14 protein-coding genes are annotated in these 16,277 nt (G+C 66.2%); all 14 read right to left on the bottom strand.

Annotated elements, in window-relative coordinates; translation table 11 throughout:
• Nucleotides 1-35: 35 nt before the first annotated feature.
• From ftsA to mraZ, 14 genes are read right to left on the bottom strand one after another with little or no spacing between them, the layout of a single operon-like run.
• On the bottom strand, nucleotides 36-1,268 hold the full coding sequence (ftsA, locus tag KY496_RS23670) for a cell division protein FtsA (RefSeq protein ID WP_005668243.1): 1,233 nt from the start codon (nucleotides 1,266-1,268) through the stop codon (nucleotides 36-38).
• Between the two features lie 15 nt (nucleotides 1,269-1,283).
• Complete coding sequence (locus KY496_RS23665) at nucleotides 1,284-2,123, bottom strand: cell division protein FtsQ/DivIB (RefSeq protein WP_219862692.1); 840 nt, start codon at nucleotides 2,121-2,123, stop codon at nucleotides 1,284-1,286.
• A 6-nt stretch (nucleotides 2,124-2,129) separates the two neighbouring features.
• Nucleotides 2,130-3,101, bottom strand: coding sequence for a D-alanine--D-alanine ligase (locus KY496_RS23660; RefSeq protein ID WP_184235405.1), 972 nt, complete (start codon nucleotides 3,099-3,101; stop codon nucleotides 2,130-2,132).
• Nucleotides 3,098-4,507, bottom strand: coding sequence for a UDP-N-acetylmuramate--L-alanine ligase (gene murC, locus KY496_RS23655; RefSeq protein ID WP_005668240.1), 1,410 nt, complete (start codon nucleotides 4,505-4,507; stop codon nucleotides 3,098-3,100). Before murC ends, KY496_RS23660 begins: the two co-directional genes overlap by 4 nt.
• The gene (gene murG / locus KY496_RS23650) at nucleotides 4,507-5,598 is read right to left on the bottom strand and encodes an undecaprenyldiphospho-muramoylpentapeptide beta-N-acetylglucosaminyltransferase (RefSeq protein ID WP_005668238.1); all 1,092 of its coding nucleotides are present in this window, start codon (nucleotides 5,596-5,598) and stop codon (nucleotides 4,507-4,509) included. Before murG ends, murC begins: the two co-directional genes overlap by 1 nt.
• Nucleotides 5,595-6,812, bottom strand: a complete 1,218-nt coding sequence (gene ftsW / locus KY496_RS23645; RefSeq protein WP_005668236.1) for a putative lipid II flippase FtsW — start codon at nucleotides 6,810-6,812, stop codon at nucleotides 5,595-5,597. Before ftsW ends, murG begins: the two co-directional genes overlap by 4 nt.
• Nucleotides 6,812-8,308: a UDP-N-acetylmuramoyl-L-alanine--D-glutamate ligase gene (gene murD / locus KY496_RS23640; protein WP_219862690.1), complete on the bottom strand. Its 1,497-nt coding sequence runs from the start codon at nucleotides 8,306-8,308 to the stop codon at nucleotides 6,812-6,814. Before murD ends, ftsW begins: the two co-directional genes overlap by 1 nt.
• Nucleotide 8,309: 1 nt before the next feature.
• Entirely contained in the window at nucleotides 8,310-9,479 is a 1,170-nt protein-coding gene (gene mraY / locus KY496_RS23635) for a phospho-N-acetylmuramoyl-pentapeptide-transferase (protein WP_005668232.1), read from the bottom strand.
• Nucleotide 9,480: 1 nt separating this feature from the next.
• Nucleotides 9,481-10,851 carry a UDP-N-acetylmuramoyl-tripeptide--D-alanyl-D-alanine ligase gene (gene murF / locus KY496_RS23630; protein WP_005668230.1) on the bottom strand — a complete coding sequence of 457 codons (1,371 nt, stop codon included), beginning with the start codon at nucleotides 10,849-10,851 and terminating at the stop codon, nucleotides 9,481-9,483.
• Nucleotides 10,851-12,380, bottom strand: a complete 1,530-nt coding sequence (locus KY496_RS23625; protein WP_219865165.1) for a UDP-N-acetylmuramoyl-L-alanyl-D-glutamate--2,6-diaminopimelate ligase — start codon at nucleotides 12,378-12,380, stop codon at nucleotides 10,851-10,853. Before KY496_RS23625 ends, murF begins: the two co-directional genes overlap by 1 nt.
• On the bottom strand, nucleotides 12,380-14,158 hold the full coding sequence (locus KY496_RS23620; protein WP_071360301.1) for a penicillin-binding protein 2: 1,779 nt from the start codon (nucleotides 14,156-14,158) through the stop codon (nucleotides 12,380-12,382). The genes KY496_RS23625 and KY496_RS23620 overlap by 1 nt, the downstream gene beginning before the upstream one ends.
• Nucleotides 14,155-14,427, bottom strand: coding sequence for a cell division protein FtsL (gene ftsL / locus KY496_RS23615; RefSeq protein WP_005668224.1), 273 nt, complete (start codon nucleotides 14,425-14,427; stop codon nucleotides 14,155-14,157). The genes KY496_RS23620 and ftsL overlap by 4 nt, the downstream gene beginning before the upstream one ends.
• Nucleotides 14,424-15,404 carry a 16S rRNA (cytosine(1402)-N(4))-methyltransferase RsmH gene (rsmH, locus tag KY496_RS23610; protein ID WP_169331337.1) on the bottom strand — a complete coding sequence of 327 codons (981 nt, stop codon included), beginning with the start codon at nucleotides 15,402-15,404 and terminating at the stop codon, nucleotides 14,424-14,426. Before rsmH ends, ftsL begins: the two co-directional genes overlap by 4 nt.
• Nucleotides 15,391-15,819, bottom strand: a complete 429-nt coding sequence (mraZ, locus tag KY496_RS23605) for a division/cell wall cluster transcriptional repressor MraZ (RefSeq protein WP_040776953.1) — start codon at nucleotides 15,817-15,819, stop codon at nucleotides 15,391-15,393. Before mraZ ends, rsmH begins: the two co-directional genes overlap by 14 nt.
• Nucleotides 15,820-16,277 lie beyond the last annotated feature (458 nt).

The raw sequence follows: 16,277 nt of genomic DNA, 5'->3' as shown, positions 1-16,277 counted from the left end.
TGACGAATTTTTACAACTGAATTTGTTACTAGAGTTTAGAAATTCCCGGCTATCCATTCCTTCATGCGCTGCCAGACCGCCTTCACCGACCCGTCCTGGCGCGTGACGATGTGTCCGCGCAGGTACTGCTTCTTCGCTTCGAGCAACAGGCCGAGCACTGTCGCGTAGCGCGGGCTGCGCACCACGTCGGCCAGCTGGCCCCGATAGTCGGGCGTGCCGAGGCGCGCGGGCTTGAGGAAGATGTCTTCCGCCATCTCGATCATGCCCGGCATGATCGAGCTGCCGCCCGTCAGCACGATGCCCGAGGACAGCACGCCTTCGTAGCCGGATTCGCGCACGGCCTGATGGACCATGGCGAACAGTTCTTCCACCCGGGGCTCGATCACGGCTGCGAGGGCCTGGCGCGACAATGCGCGTGGGCCGCGGTCGCCGAGACCTGGCACTTCGAGTGTCTCGCCCGGATCGGCCAATACCTGCTTGGCCACGCCGTAGCGGATCTTGATGTCCTCCGCCTCGCCGGTCGGCGTGCGCAGGGCCATTGCGATATCACTGGTGATCTGGTCGCCGGCGATCGGAATGACCGCCGTGTGGCGAATCGCGCCGTCCGAAAACACCGCGATGTCGGTGGTGCCGCCGCCGATGTCGATCAGGACCACGCCCAGTTCTTTTTCGTCGACCGTCAGCACCGCGTCGGCGGACGCCATCGGCTGCAGGATCAGGTCCGAGACCTCGAGCCCGCAACGGCGCACGCACTTTACAATATTTTGCACCGCGGACACCGCACCGGTGACGATGTGCACCCGCACTTCCAGTCGAATGCCGCTCATGCCGATCGGCTCGCGCACGTCTTCCTGGTTGTCGACGATGAATTCCTGCGGCACCGTGTGCAGCAGTTGCTGGTCGGTCGGGATGTTGACCGCCTTGGCGGTCTCGATCACGCGCGCCACGTCGGTGGCCGTCACTTCCTTGTCCTTGATCGCCACCATCCCGCTCGAATTGAACGAGCGGATATGGCTGCCGGCGATGCCAGCGTAGACGTTGCGGATCTTGCAATCCGCCATCAGCTCGGCTTCCTCGAGCGCGCGCTGGATCGATTCGACCGTGGCCTCGATGTTGACGACCACGCCCTTCTTCAATCCCTTCGACTCGTGCTGACCCAGCCCGATCACCTCGTGGCGTCCGTCGGACATCACCTCGGCAACCACGGCCACCACCTTGGAGGTGCCGATGTCGAGGCCGACGATCAGGTTTTTCGCGTCTTTTGTCATTGCTGTTCGCCTGCTTCAGATTTGCTTGGTTGTTTTATTGGGTGTTGCGGGTTTTGTTGATTCTTTTGGCTTCTTTGCCGCCTTGACCGGCTTGGTGGCGTCGACAGGCACCGTGAGCGCCGCCGACGACAGGGCCAGTCCATTCGGATAGCGCATGTCGATCGTGTCGATGCGGCCTTCCTGCAGCCGGGCCACCAGCTGCGGATAGACGCCGACCAGGCGCTGCACGCGCTTCTTGAGCGTGTTGCGATCCTGCTCGCGTCCCAGTGCGACGCTCATGCCGTTGTCCAGCTTCACGGTCCAGGCATACCGGTTGGACAGCGACAGCTCCTGCGGCACCAGCTGCACGGGAGCGAACGCCGTGCGCAGTTCGTTGAAGCGGGCCAGCACTTCCTTCTCGCTGCCGACCGGACCGTCGAAGGCCGGCAGCGCCTGCTCATCCTCGGTCTCGGCCACGTTGGCGGTGAACACGTCGCCCTTCACCGACAACAGGCGGCCATCCTCGCCCCAGGTGCCGAGCGCTTCGTGCTCCTCGACCTCGACCACCAGCGCATTGGGCCACTCGCGGCGCACGGTGGCGCGGCGCACCCAGGGCACGGTCTCGAAGGTGGCGCGCACCTGTTCCAGGTCGGCGGTGAAGAAGTTGCCGCGAATCTTGCCGAGCACGCCGTTGCGCACGGTGAGTTCGTTTACGTGCTTCAACTCGATTCCGTACATGCTCTCCACCGTCACCGAACCGAGCGCGAACATCGGGCGCTGCGACAGCCACCACACGCCCGAGATCAAGGCGGCGAGCACCGTCACCGCCGTCAGGAAACTGGCGGTCGCGTTGAGGGCCCGGACGTCATGCCACATCTGCTTTTATCCTTTTGCCTTCTGGCCCATCTTGAGCCGCGCCGAACGCAGGATCTCGACGCACAGGTCTTCGTAGCCGATGCCGACCGCGCGCGCCGCCATCGGCACCAGCGAGTGGGTCGTCATGCCGGGCGAGGTGTTCACCTCCAGCAGGAAGGGACGCATATCGCTTTCGCGCACCAGCACGTCGACCCGGCCCCAGCCCTCGCAGCCCAGGGCGCGGTAGGCGTTCACCGCGTGGCGCTGGATCTCATGGGTCAGCTCCTCCGGGAGCGGCGCCGGGCAGTGATACTGCGTGTCGTCGGTGAAGTACTTGTTCTGGTAGTCGTACTTGCCTTCCGGCGCCACGATCTCGACGATCGGCAGCGCGCGCGCCGAGGCGCCATGGCCCAGCACGGCCACGGTGAACTCGCGGCCGGTGACGAATTCCTCGGCCAGCACCGACTCGTCCATGCTGGTCACCAGCGCCACCGCCTCCTTCAACTGGTCGGCCTGCGTGACCTTGGTGATGCCGATGCTCGAGCCTTCGAGCGGCGGCTTGACGATCAGCGGCAGGCCCAGATCGGCCACCACCGCATCCAGGTCGGTATCCGCATCGATCCGCACGTAGCGCGGGGTCGGCACGCTCTCCTGCAGCCAGATCTTCTTGGTGGTGATCTTGTCCATGCCGACGCTGGACGCCATCACGCCGCTGCCGGTGTAGGGAATGCCGAGCAGCTCGAGGGCGCCCTGCAGGCTGCCGTCTTCGCCGTAGCGGCCGTGCAGCGCGATGAACACGCGGTCGAATCGTTGCGCGGCCAGCTCGGCCAGGCTTTGCGTGCCCGGGTCGAAGGCGTGGGCGTCGATGCCGCGGCTCTGCAGCGCCGCCAGGACGCCGGCGCCGGAAATGAGCGAGATCTCGCGTTCGGCGGAACGTCCGCCGAACAGCACGCCGACCTTGCCGAAAGCCGCTGCGTCAAGAGTTGGGGTGGTGGTCACGGTTCAGGCCTCGCATTGATGATAGATTCGTTAGTGAGTTGGTTGGGCACGCCGCTGATCGAGCCGGCGCCCATGGTCAGCACGACGTCGCCGTCGCGCGCCACATTCAGGATGGCGGCCGGCATGTCGGCGATCGTCTCCACGAAGATCGGCTCAAGCTTGCCCGAGGTGCGCAGCGCGCGCGCCAGCGCGCGGCCGTCGGCGGCCACGATCGGCGCTTCGCCGGCCGGATACACCTCGGCCAGCAGCAGCACGTCGGGCGTGGCCAGCACCTTGACGAAATCCTCGAACAGGTCGCGCGTGCGGCTGTAACGGTGCGGCTGGAAGGCCAGCACCAGGCGCCGGCCCGGATAGGCGGCGCGCGCCGCGGCCAGCGTCACCTCGGTCTCGACCGGGTGGTGGCCGAAGTCGTCGACCAGGGTAAAGCTGCCGCCGGCGGGCAGCGCCACTTCGCCATAGCGCGTGAAGCGGCGGCCGACGCCACGGAATTCCAGCAGGCCCTGGGCGGTGGCGGCGTCCTCGATGCCGATCTCGCGCGCGATCGCGATCGCCGAGCAGGCATTGAGCACATTGTGCATGCCGGGCTGGTTCAGCACGAACTTGGTGTCCGGATAGCCTTCCTGGCGCACCGTGAAATGCATCTGCGTGCCTTCGGCATAGGCGTCCAGCGCACGCACCTCGGCTTCCTCGCAGAAGCCATAGGTGGTGACCGGCTTGGTCACCTGCGGCAGGATCGAGCGCACGTGCGGGTCGTCGATGCACAGCATCACGCGGCCGTAGAACGGCATGCGGTGCGTAAAGTTCACGAACGCGGCCTTCAGCTTCTCGAAGTCGTGCTCGTAGGTGTCCATGTGGTCGGCGTCGATGTTCGTGATCACTTCGATCATCGGCGACAGGTTCAGGAACGAGGCATCCGACTCGTCGGCCTCGGCCACGATGTATTCGCCGCTGCCCAGGGCCGCGTTGGCGCCGGCCGCCGTCAGGCGTCCGCCGATGACGAAGGTCGGATCGAGTCCGCCGGCGGCCAGCACCGACGCCACCAGGCTGGTGGTGGTGGTCTTGCCGTGGGTGCCGGCGATCGCGATGCCGCGCTTCAGGCGCATCAGTTCGCCCAGCATGATCGCGCGCGGCACGATGGGCGTCTTGTTGGCGCGCGCGGCGACCACTTCGGGATTCGCCTCGTTGACGGCGGTCGAGGTCACGACGACGTCGGCGCCGCTCACGTTCTCGGCCTGGTGGCCGAGGTGGACGGTCACGCCCAGGCCGGCCAGGCGCTGGGTAGCGGCATTGCTGCCCAGGTCCGAGCCCGACACCTGATAGCCGAGATTGTGCAGCACCTCGGCGATGCCGCTCATGCCGCTGCCGCCGATGCCCACGAAGTGGATGTTCTTGATCTTGTGTTTCATTAAAGCTGCCCTGCCAATTGTTCGAGTTCGCGCGCGATCGCCTCATTGGCGTCGCGCTTGCCCACGCCATGCGCCGCCTGCGCCATCGCCAGGCAACGCTCGCGCGTCGTGTCTTGCAGCAGGCTCGCCAGCCGCTGCGGATTCAGTTCACCCTGCGCCAGATGCACGGCCGCGCCTTGCTTGTCCATCCACACCGCGTTATCGCGCTGGTGGCTGGTGGTGCTGGCGACGAACGGCACCAGCACGCTGGCCACGCCGGCCGCCGTCAGCTCGGACACCGTGATCGCGCCGGCGCGGCAGATCACCAGGTCGGCGTTCGCGTAGGCAGCGGCCATGTCATCAATGAAGTCGACCACGTTTGCGTTGACACCGGCCTGCAAATAAGACGCGCGCAGCGCATCGATATTCTTCTTGCCCGACTGGTGGGTCACGATCGGGCGCAGGGCCGGGTCGATCAGGGCCAGGGCCGCCGGCACGCTGTCGTTCAGGACTTTCGCCCCCAGGCTGCCGCCCACCACCAGCACGCGCAGCGGACCGCTGCGGCCGGCGAAGCGCGCGGAAGGCAGAGGCAGGTCGAGGATCTGCTGGCGCACCGGGTTCCCGGTGACCACCGCCTTGTCGGCCGCCTTGCCGAAGTCCGCCGGGAAGCCGAACAGCACACGCTGCGCCACCGGCGCCAGCGTCTTGTTCGACAACAGCAGCGCGGCATCGGCGTTCACCAGCGCCAGCGGAATGCCGCGCGAACGCGCGGTCAATCCGCCCGGAACCGTGACGTAGCCGCCCATGCCCAGCACCACGTCGGGACGACGGCTGCCGAGATAGCGGCGGCAGGTGAGGAAGCTCGCCGCCATCTTGAAGGCGCCCTTGACGGTGTGGCCCAGGCCCTTGCCGCGCAGGCCGGCGAAGTCGATGGTGTCCATCGGGATGCCGGCCTTGGGCACCAGGTCGGTTTCCATGCCGTGGGCGGTGCCGAGCCAGCTCACTTCCCAGCCGCGCGCGCGCATGGTCTGCGCGATCGCGATGCCGGGGAAGATATGGCCGCCCGTTCCTGCAGCCATGATCATCAAACGCTTAGTGTTTCTGACCTTCATGTGCGGCCTCCGCGCATCCGCACCCGGTTCTCGTAATCGATCCGCAGCAGGATCGCGAGGCCAATGCAGTTGAACATGACGCCCGAACCACCAAAGCTCATCAGGGGCAGGGTCAGGCCCTTGGTCGGCAACAGGCCCAGGTTCACGCCCATATTGATGAAGGTCTGCACGCCGATCCAGATGCCGATGCCCTTCGCGGCCAGGCCGGCGAAGGTCTGGTCCAGGGCGATCGCCTGGCGGCCGATGTCGAAGGCGCGCTTGACCAGCCAGTAGAACATCGCCACCACCACCAGCACGCCGACCAGGCCCAGCTCTTCGCCGATCACGGCCATGATGAAGTCGGTGTGCGCTTCCGGCAGGTAGTGCAGCTTCTCGACCGAGGCGCCCAGGCCCACGCCGAAGAACTCGCCGCGCCCGAAGGCGATCAGCGAGTGCGTCAACTGATAGGCCTTGTCCAGCGCATTGCCCTCTTCCCACGGGTCGAGGTAGGCGAACATGCGCGCGCGGCGGAATGGCGACAGCGCGATGATCGCGCTGAAGATCACCACCAGCAGCGCGCCGATGCCGCCGAACCAGACGATATTGATCCCGCCCAGGAACAGGATGCCCATGGCGATGCAGACGATCACGCCGAAGGCGCCGAGGTCGGGCTCGAGCAGCAGCAAGGCGCCGACCAGGCCGATCGCGACCATCATCGGCAGGAAGCCCTTGGTGAGCTTGTGCATGTACTCTTGCTTGCGCACCGTGAAGTCGGCCGCGTACAGCACCACCGCGATCTTCATGATCTCGGATGGCTGCAGGTTGAAGACCTTCAGCGACAGCCAGCGCCGCGCGCCGTTGACCGACACGCCCAGGCCCGGGATCAGCACCAGCACCAGCAGCACCAGGGTGCCGATGAACATCATCGGCGCGTATTTCTGCCACACCGCGATCGGCACCCGGAACACGACCGCGGCCGCAACCATCGAGACGATGATGTAGATCGCCTGGCGGTACAGGAAGTATTCGTTGCGGTCTTCCAGGTAGCGGAACTTGGGCGAATCGGGCAGCGCGATCGAGGCCGAATACACCATCACCATCCCGAGCAGCATCAGCAGCAGCGTGACCCAGACCAGCGGCTGGTCGTAGTCCATCATCTTCGACGGCTTGCTGCGGCCGTCGACGGTGGCGTCGGAGGCGGTTCCGGAGAACTTGAAGGGAATCTGGAAGGCCATCAGATCTCCTGTCCCTTGTCCAGCGCGATCTCGCGCACCGTGTCGACGAACACCTGGGCGCGGTGCGCGTAATTGGTGAACATGTCGAGGCTGGCGCAGGCCGGCGACAGCAGCACGGCGTCACCTGGACGCGCCAGGCCCGCGGCGCGGCGCACCGCCTGCGGCAGGTCGTCCAGGTCGAAGGCCGGCACGCCGGTCGGCTCGACCGCGGCCCGCACGGCCGGCGCATCGCGGCCGATCAGCAGCACGGCGCGCACGTGGTCCGCGACCGGTTGCGCCAGCGGCGCGAAGTCCTGGCCCTTGCCGTCGCCGCCGGCGATCAGGAGGATCTGCTGGTCCGCTCCGGTGAAGGCCTTGCCCAGGCCGGTCAGGGCGGCCACGGTGGCGCCGACATTGGTGCCCTTGCTGTCGTCGTAGTAGTCCACGCCGTCGATGGTGGCGACCAGTTCCACGCGATGCGGCTCGCCCGCGTATTCGCGCAAGCCATGCAGCAGCGGCGCCAGCGGCAGGCCGCAGGCGCGGCACAGGGCCAGCGCGGCCAGCGCGTTCGAGGCATTGTGCAGGCCGCGGATTTTCAAGGCGTCGGCCGGCATCAGGCGGTTGACGATGACCTCGACCGGCTCCGGCGCCTCGTTTTTCTTGCGCTTCTTTTCGACTTCCTCGCCCGCGACCGCATTGGCCAGCCACAGCACGCCGCGCTCTTCGAGCAGGCCGAAGCTGTCGGCCTCGACTGGCTCATCGGTGCCGAAGGTATAAGCCGGGGTGTCGACCGCCGCCATGCGCATCACGCGCGCATCGTCGCGATTGAGCACGCGGATGGTAGCCGCGCCGAAGATGCGCGCCTTGTCGGCCGCATAGGCGTCCATGCTGCCGTGCCAGTCCAGGTGGTCCTGGCTCAGGTTCAGCACCGTCGCGGCGTCGGCCTGCAGGCTGAAGGTGGTGTGCAGCTGGAAGCTGGACAGTTCCAGCACCCAGGCCTGCGGCAGGTCATTCGCATCGATCGTTTCGCGCAGCACGTCCAGCGCGGCCGGGCTGATGTTGCCGGCCACGCGCGTGCTGAGGCCCGCGCGGCGGCACAGCAGGCCGGTCAGGCTGGTCACCGTGGTCTTGCCGTTGGTGCCGGTAATGGCGATGACCTTTGGCGTGTAGCCGCTCGTCTCGCGCAGGTGCGCCAGCGCCTGCGCGAACAGCTCGATCTCGCCCCACACCGGAATGCGGCGCTCGGCGGCGGCGGGCACGATCTCGGCCAGTTCGCGATGCGGCGCCAGGCCCGGGCTGACGGCGACGAAGTCGACGCCGTCGAGCAGCGCGACACTGAAATCGCCCGCGACGAATTCAGCATCCGCGACGGCTGCGCGCAGCGCCGCCAGGCGCTGGGGTGCATCGCGCGTATCGGCCACGCGCACGCGTGCGCCGGCCCGCGCCAGCCAGAGCGCCATCGCCAGCCCGGATTCGCCCAGGCCCAGTACCAATGCGTGTTTGCCGTCGTAGTTCATTTCAGCGCAGTTTCAACGTCGACAGGCCGACCAGGATCAGCACCATGGTCACGATCCAGAAGCGGACCACGACCTTGGTCTCCTTCCAGCCCTTTTGTTCGAAATGGTGGTGCAGCGGCGCCATCAGGAACACGCGGCGTCCGGTGCCGTAGCGCTTCTTCGTATATTTGAACCAGCTGACCTGGATGATCACCGACAGGGTCTCGGCCACGAAGATGCCGCCCATGATGAACAACACGATTTCCTGGCGCACGATGACGGCGATGGTGCCGAGCGCGCCGCCCAGCGCCAGCGCGCCGACGTCGCCCATGAACATCTGGGCCGGGTGCGCGTTAAACCACAGGAAGGCCAGGCCCGCGCCGGCCATCGCGCCGCAGAAGATCAGGAGCTCGCCCGCGCCCGGGATGTACGGGATCAGGAGGTATTTCGAATAGGTCACGCTGCCGGTGAGATAGGCGAACAGGCCCAGCGCGCCGCCCACCATCACGGTCGGCATGATGGCCAGGCCATCGAGGCCGTCGGTGAAGTTCACCGCGTTCGAGGCGCCCACGATCACGCAATAGGTCAGCGCGATGAAGCCCCACACGCCCAGCGGATAGCTGATGGTCTTGAAGAAGGGGACGATCAGGTCGGCCTTCGGCGGCAGGTCCATCGAGAAGCCGGACTGCACCCAGGCGTAGAACAGCTGCGCCACTTCCCACGGATTGGCGGCCGAGACCGAGAACGCGAGGTACAGGGCCGAGGCGATGCCGATCAGCGACATCCAGAAGTATTTTTCGCCCGAGCGCATGCCTTCCGGGTCCTTGTAGACGACCTTGCGGTAGTCGTCGACCCAGCCGACGGCGCCGAAGCCGAAGGTCACCACCAGCACCGGCCAGATCAGGCGGTTCGACAGGTCGCACCACAGCAGGGTCGAGACGCCGATCGCGATCAGCACCAGCACGCCGCCCATGGTCGGGGTGCCGTGCTTGGTCAGGTGGCTTTGCGGGCCATAGGTGCGCACCGCCTGGCCGACCTTCAGTTCGGTCAGCTTGCGGATGACGATCGGGCCTGCGACCAGGCCGATCGTGATGGCGGTGATGGTGGCGAACACCGCGCGGAAGGTGATGTAGTTGAACACGCGCAGCGGACCGATATAGTCCTGGAAGTATTGTGCGAGCCAGAGAAGCATATTAGTGGGCGCCCTTGCCAATGGTGGTTGATCCGGTCAGGTGCTGGACCACGCGCTCCATCTTCATGAAGCGCGAGCCCTTCACCAGCACAGTCGCTTTGGTATTGCCGCCCAGTTTTTCATCCAGTGCTGCCAATAATTCGTCGAACTGCTCGTAATGTCGTGCTCCCGACGCGACCAGGTGGCGCGCCAGCTCGCCTGTCGCGAGCACGGTCTCGATGCCACGCGAAGCTGCGTAGGCGCCGATTTCTTCGTGAAACTCTTTTCCTTGCGCGCCGACTTCGCCCATGTCGCCCACGACCAGGATGCGCGGCGCCGGACAGGCGGCCAGCACGTCGATCGCGGCCCGCATCGAATCGGGGTTCGCGTTATAGGTGTCGTCGATGACGGTCGCGCCGTTGCCGGCCTGCTTGCGCTGCAGGCGGCCGCCGACCGGGGCGAATGCCTCCAGGCCGCGCACGATGGCCGCCTGGTCGACGCCGGCGCCGAGCGCGCAGGCGACTGCGGCCAGCGCATTGCGCACATTGTGTTCGCCGGCCGCGGCCAGCTTGATGCCGAACTGCGCACCGGGCGCCAGGACGTGCAGCTCGCTGCCGAAATCGCCGGCGGCATGGGTCGCGCGCACGTCGCAGGCCTCCGACAGGCCGAAGGTCAGCGCCTTGCAGCCAGCCAGGCCGCGCCACAGGTCGGTGTAGGTATCGTCGCCCGGGAACACGGCCACGCCGTCCGCTGCCAACGCCTGCAGCACCGAACCGTTCTCGCGCGCCACCGCTTCCACGGTGTGCATGAATTCCTGGTGCTCGCGCTGGGCGTTGTTCACCAAGCCCACGGTCGGCGTCGCGATCGCGCTCAGGCGGCCGATCTCGCCCGGATGGTTCATGCCCAGCTCCACCACCGCGGCGCGGTGCGAAGCGTCGAGACGGAACAGGGTCAGCGGCACGCCGATCTCGTTGTTCAGGTTGCCCTGGGTCGCCAGGCGCGCGTCCTCGCCGACGGCCGCCGCCAGGATGGAGGCGATCATTTCCTTGACCGTCGTCTTGCCGTTGCTGCCGGTGACGCCGATGACCGGGATGTCGAACTGCGCGCGCCAGGCGTGGGCGATGCGCCCCAGCGCCACCAGCGTGTCCGGCACCACGATCGCGGGCAGGGTCCAGCCTTGCGGCAGGCGCGACACGACGACCGCCGCCACGCCCTGCCCCGCGACCTGGTCCAGGAAGTCATGGGCGTCGAAGGTCTCGCCGACCAGCGCGACGAACAGCGCGCCCGCTCCCACCTTGCGGCTGTCGGTCGATACGCCCTCGAAGGACGCATCCGGCCCGACCAGGCGCGCGCCCGGGATGGCGTCGGCCAGCTGTTGCAACGATCCGCGCATCAATGCGTCCTCAACATGGTTAGCCGCGCCGTCAATGCCAGCGAAGCGTGGTCCGCATCCGAGAACGGCATCTTGCGACCCTTGATTTCCTGATAGGGCTCATGGCCCTTCCCTGCCAGCAGGATCACGTCCTGCTTGGCGGCCTGCTTTACCGCCAGCAGGATGGCGGCCGCGCGGTCTTCGACCGTCTGCACGCGCGCGGCCTGCGAGGTGTCCATGCCGGCCACGATCTGGGCGATGATGCTCGCCGGCTCTTCGCTGCGCGGATTATCGCTGGTGACCAGCACCTGGTCGGCGCCCTGCGCGATGCGGCCCATCTGCGGGCGCTTGCCCGGATCGCGGTCGCCGCCGCAGCCGAACACGCACCACAGCTGGCCGCCGCGATCGAGCGCCACCTGGCGCAGCGCGTCGAGGGTTTTTTCCAGCGCGTCCGGCGTGTGCGCGTAGTCGATCACGACCATCGGCGCGTCCGACCCGCCCATCTGCTGCATGCGGCCCGGCGCCGGGACCAGGGTCTCGATCGCATCGACTGCGGACTTGAGCGCCACGCCTTTCGCCAGCAGCGCGCCCAGCACCGCCAGCGTATTGCTGACGTTGTAGTTGCCCACCAACTGGGTGCGCACGGTCGCATTGCCTTGCGCGGTCTCGACCTGGAACTCGGTGCCGGCGTTCTTGCTGCGCATGCCGCCGGCGCGCAGCACGGCCACGCCTTCGGGTGCCTGAGCGGCGGCGATCGTGTAGCCGGTGACGGCCAGCGCAGGGAACTTCGCGCGCAGGTGCGCCACCAGGCGCTGCCCGGCCTGGTCGTCGAGGTTGACCACCGCGTGTTTCAGGCCATCCCATTCGAACAGCCTGACCTTGGCCGCCTCGTAGCTTTCCATGTCGCCGTGGAAGTCGAGGTGGTCGCGCGTCAGGTTGGTGAAGATCGCGACGTCGACGTGCATGCCGGCGGTGCGCTCCTGCACCAGGCCGATCGACGAGGCTTCGATGGCGAGCGCGCTGGCGCCCGCTTGTTTCAGGTCGGCCAGCGTCGAGGCCAGCAGCACCGCGTCCGGCGTGGTGTAGCCGGTGACGTCGAACTGCGGTTCAGTCGCCGCCTTGCCCTTGATCAGGCCCACGCCCAGCGTGCCGATCACGGCGGCGGCTTCGCCCAGGCGCGCCAGGGTTTGCGCGGTCCACAGCGCGCACGAGGTCTTGCCGTTGGTGCCGGTGACGGCCACGGTGAACATGGCGCGGTCCGGATAATCCAGCACCGCGTGCGCGATCGGGCCGGCGTTCTTTTTCAGGTCGTTCACGGCAAGATGGGGCAATGCGACATCGACATCCCAGGCGAAACCGGCGGCCTCGAAGACCACGGCGGCGGCGCCGGCTTCGATGGCGGCTTCGATGTAGCGACGACCGTCGGCGGCTTCGCCCGGATAGGCGAAGAACACGTCGCCGGGCTTGACGCGGCGCGAGTCGGAAACGAGACGGCCGCCTGGGGCGGCGGCGCGAATCCATTCGATGGTGTCGTGCAGGCTCGGGGCCATCACATGCTCTCCTCTAGAGGAACTTCCGGAATGATGATGTCCGTGATCGATGAATCGGGCGGCACGTTGGCGGCCCGCAGCGCATTGGAAAACAGGTCGGCGGCGGTCGGCGCGGCGACGAAGCCGCCGGTGCGGAATGGACCGCTCGGATCGTCGACCATCACCGCGATGATGAAGCGCGGCTTGGACATCGGCCCGATGCCGGCGAAGTAGCCGATATTGTTGGTGCGCGAGTAGCGGCCGTTGACGATCTTCTCGGCGGTGCCGGTCTTGCCGCCGATGCGGTAGCCGGCGACCTGGGCGCGCGAGGCGGTGCCGCCCGGGCCGACCACCGATTCGAGCATGGTGCGCACCTGGGCCGCGGTCTTGGCCGAGATCACCTGCTGGCCCACCGGCTGCTCGTCCACCTTCACGAACGACAGCGGGATGATGTCGCCGTTGCGGGCGAAGATCATGTAGGAGCGCGCCATCTGCAGCAGCGACACCGACAGGCCGTGGCCGAAGGCCATGTTGGCGTACTCCACCGGCTTCCAGGTCTTGTAGGGCCGCACGCGGCCGGCGGCGGCGCCGGGGAAGCCGAAGCGCGGCGCCTGGCCGTAGCCGACCTTGGTGTACAGCTCCCACATTTCCTGCTGCGGGATCATCTGGGCGATCTTGACCACGCCGAGGTTCGACGATTTCTGGATGATGCCGCTGACGGTCTGCACGCCATAGTTGTGGAAATCGCGGATGCGGCGGCCGGTGACCATCATATAGCCCGGATTGTTGTCGAACACGGTGTCGGGCGTGATGCGGCCGGTTTCCAGGCCGAGCGCCACGGTGAGCGGCTTGATCGTCGAACCCGGCTCGAAGGTGTCGGTGATGACGCGGTTGCGCAGCTGCTCGCCGGTCAGCTTGGAGCGGTCGTTCGGGTTATAGGTCGGGTAGTTGGCCAGGGCCAGCACTTCGCCCGTTTGCACGTCGAGCACCACGGCGGCGCCGGCCTTGGCCTGGAACTTCTCGACCGCGTTCTTGATGCTGGTGAAGGCGATGTACTGCAGCTTGCTGTCGACCGACAGGGTCAGGTCGCGGCCCTGGTGCGGCTCGCGGAACATGCCCAGGTCTTCGGCGATGTGGCCGAGGCGGTCCTTGATCACGCGGCGGCTGCCCGGCACGCCCATCAGGGTCTTCTGGTGCTGCAGCTCCATCCCTTCCTGGCCCTTGTCCTCGACGTTGGTGAAGCCCACCAGGTGGGTCATCACTTCGCCCTGCGGATAGAAGCGCTTGTATTCCTTGCGCGTGTCGATGCCGTCGATCTTGAGCGCCAGGATCTGGTCGACGATCGGCATCTCGACCTGGCGCTTCAGATAGACAAAGGTGCGGTCGGAGTCGAGCTTCTTGCGCAGCTCGGATTCCGGCATCTCGAGCAGGTTCGCGAGCGCGCGCAGCTTTTCCGGCGGCGCCTGCAGCACGTCTTCGGGAATGCCCCAGATTGCGCGCACCGGCAGCGAGGTGGCCAGCACCGCGCCGTTGCGGTCGAGGATGCGGCCGCGCGTGGCCGGCAGCTCGAGCGTGCGCTCGTAGCGGCTCTTGCCCTGCTTTTGCAGGAACTGGTTCGACACGCCCTGCAGCCAGACCGCGCGCACGGCCAAGGCGGCGAAGGCCGCGAACAGGACGAACAGCACCAGGCGCGAACGCCAGTCGGGCAGGCGCACCGCCAGCACCGGGCTCTTCGAAAAGGCCACGCCCTTCGATGCGGCCACCCGCGCATTGCTGTTCTTCGCGGCGCCACGCATCATGGGGCGCCCTCGGTCAGGTACTGGGTCCGGGCCGGGCTCAATGGCGCCATCTCGAGCTGCGAACGGGCGATCTGCTCGATGCGCTCGTTCTTGGCCAGGCGCGACTGGTCGAGCTGGAGCTGGTCCCAGTCGATGTCGAGCTGGCGCGCGTGCTGCTGCAGGCGCTCGAGCTCGATGAGCAGGTGGCGCGCCTGGTAGCGGGCGTTGACGACCGATAGCGCGCAGCCCACCAGCAAGGCGGTGAGCAAGACGTTCAGCTTGACGCTCATGCAGCCGTCCCCAGGCGTTCGGCCACGCGCAGCACCGCCGAGCGGGCGCGCGGGTTCTCCTGCACCTCGGTGTCGCTCGGCTTGATCTTGTCGATCAGCCGCATCTCGGGCTGCGGCAGGTCGACGGCGCGGATCGGCAGGCGGCGGTCGGGTTGTTCGACCTTGGCCTTGGAGGCGAGGAACTGCTTGACCATGCGGTCTTCCAGCGAGTGGAAGGAAATCACGGACATGCGCGCGCCCGGCGCCAGCATGCCGTAGGCGGCCGTCAGTCCTGCCTCGAGGTCCTCAAGCTCCTTATTGATGAAAATCCGGATAGCCTGAAAGGTCCTGGTTGCCGGGTCCTTGCCTTTTTCGCGGCCCTTGACCGCGCTTGCCACGATTGCGGCAAGCTGTCGTGTGCCTGAAATCGGTTCGACTGCGCGGCGAGCAACAATCGCCTTTGCAATCTGAAAAGCATACCGCTCTTCTCCATAATCGCGTATCACCTTTTCCAATTGAAGTTGCTCCGCGCTCGCTATCCACTCGGCCGCCGACATGCCGCGCGTGGTGTCCATGCGCATGTCGAGCGGGCCATCGTTGCGGAAGCTGAAGCCGCGGCTGGCGTCGTCCACCTGGGGCGACGAGATGCCCAGGTCGAGCAGGATGCCGTCGACCCGGGGGATGCCGCGCGCGGCCAGCGCGTCGTGCATCGTTGCAAAGCTGTCGTGGACGATCGCGAAGCGCGGATCGTCGATGTGTGATGCTGTGGCAATCGCTTGCGGATCCTTGTCGAACGCGATCAGGCGCCCTTGCGGGCCCAGGCGCGACAACAACAGGCGGCTGTGACCGCCCCGTCCGAAAGTGCCATCTATATAGATGCCGTCAGCGCGTGCGCCCGCGAGGTTGAGCGCATCGACCGCTTCGTCAAGCAGCACCGTTCGATGCTGGTACATAGGCACCGTCAAGGAATCCGTCATCGGCGCCTCAGAAAGAGAAATTGGAAAGAACATCGGGCATGCCACCGGCGACGGCCTCGGCCTCGTCCTCGGCCAGCTTGGCGGCATTCCAGATTTCGAAGTGGGTGCCCATGCCGAGCATCATCACTTCCTTCTCGAGCCCGACCGCGGCACGCAGTTCGGGCGAGATCAGCACGCGGCCGGCGCTGTCGAGCTCGACATCGACGGCGTTGCCGAGGAAAATGCGCTGCCACGCGCGGGCCGACATGGGCCAGGCAGCGATCTGTTTGCGGTGCTCTTCCCATACCGGGCGCGGGAAAAAGAGGAGGCAACCATGGGGGTGTTTGGTCAAGGTCATGCGGCCCTCGCACTGAAGCGTAAGGGCGTCACGGTGCTTGGCCGGAATCGACATTCGGCCTTTTGCATCGAGATTGATCGCGGACGCGCCCTGGAACACGTATTTACCTAGCTTTGGAGAGTTATTTGCCGATGTTTGTCGGGCGCCGGGAGCCGAAGGAATTACCCCACAACCCTCCCACAAATCGACACTTTTTCACACCGTTTCCCACTTTAGTGGAAGCAATGTTGACGGTCAAGCGAATTCACGATTGACGAAATCGACTTTTTCCAATGAAACCAAGGACTTAGGCGCAGGTGCAGCGCACACAACGCAACAAAATGTCCCGTAAAATTAGGGACTTAGCCGTAGGAGTGAAGGAAAGGCCTGAGTTGTAAAGACGATGTTTACGTTTGAGCAACGTCAAATAGAAGAAAAATATTGACGTAAAGAAACAACTGTTGAGGTCGACCGACTGCTGTATGGGCATCCAGTCATTGGCGAGGATCGCGCTTTTCAGTGCATTCCCACGCGCGGCCCCGGCCGGCGCGGTCCGGTACAGGGCCTGCAACAGCGCT

Origin of the sequence: Massilia sp. NP310, assembly GCF_019443485.1 — a bacterium.
GTDB classification, from domain to species: Bacteria; Pseudomonadota; Gammaproteobacteria; order Burkholderiales; family Burkholderiaceae_D; genus Telluria; species Telluria timonae.
The sequence above is the reverse complement of the archived record's forward strand: the minus strand, read 5'-3'. Positions and strand labels throughout refer to the sequence as shown.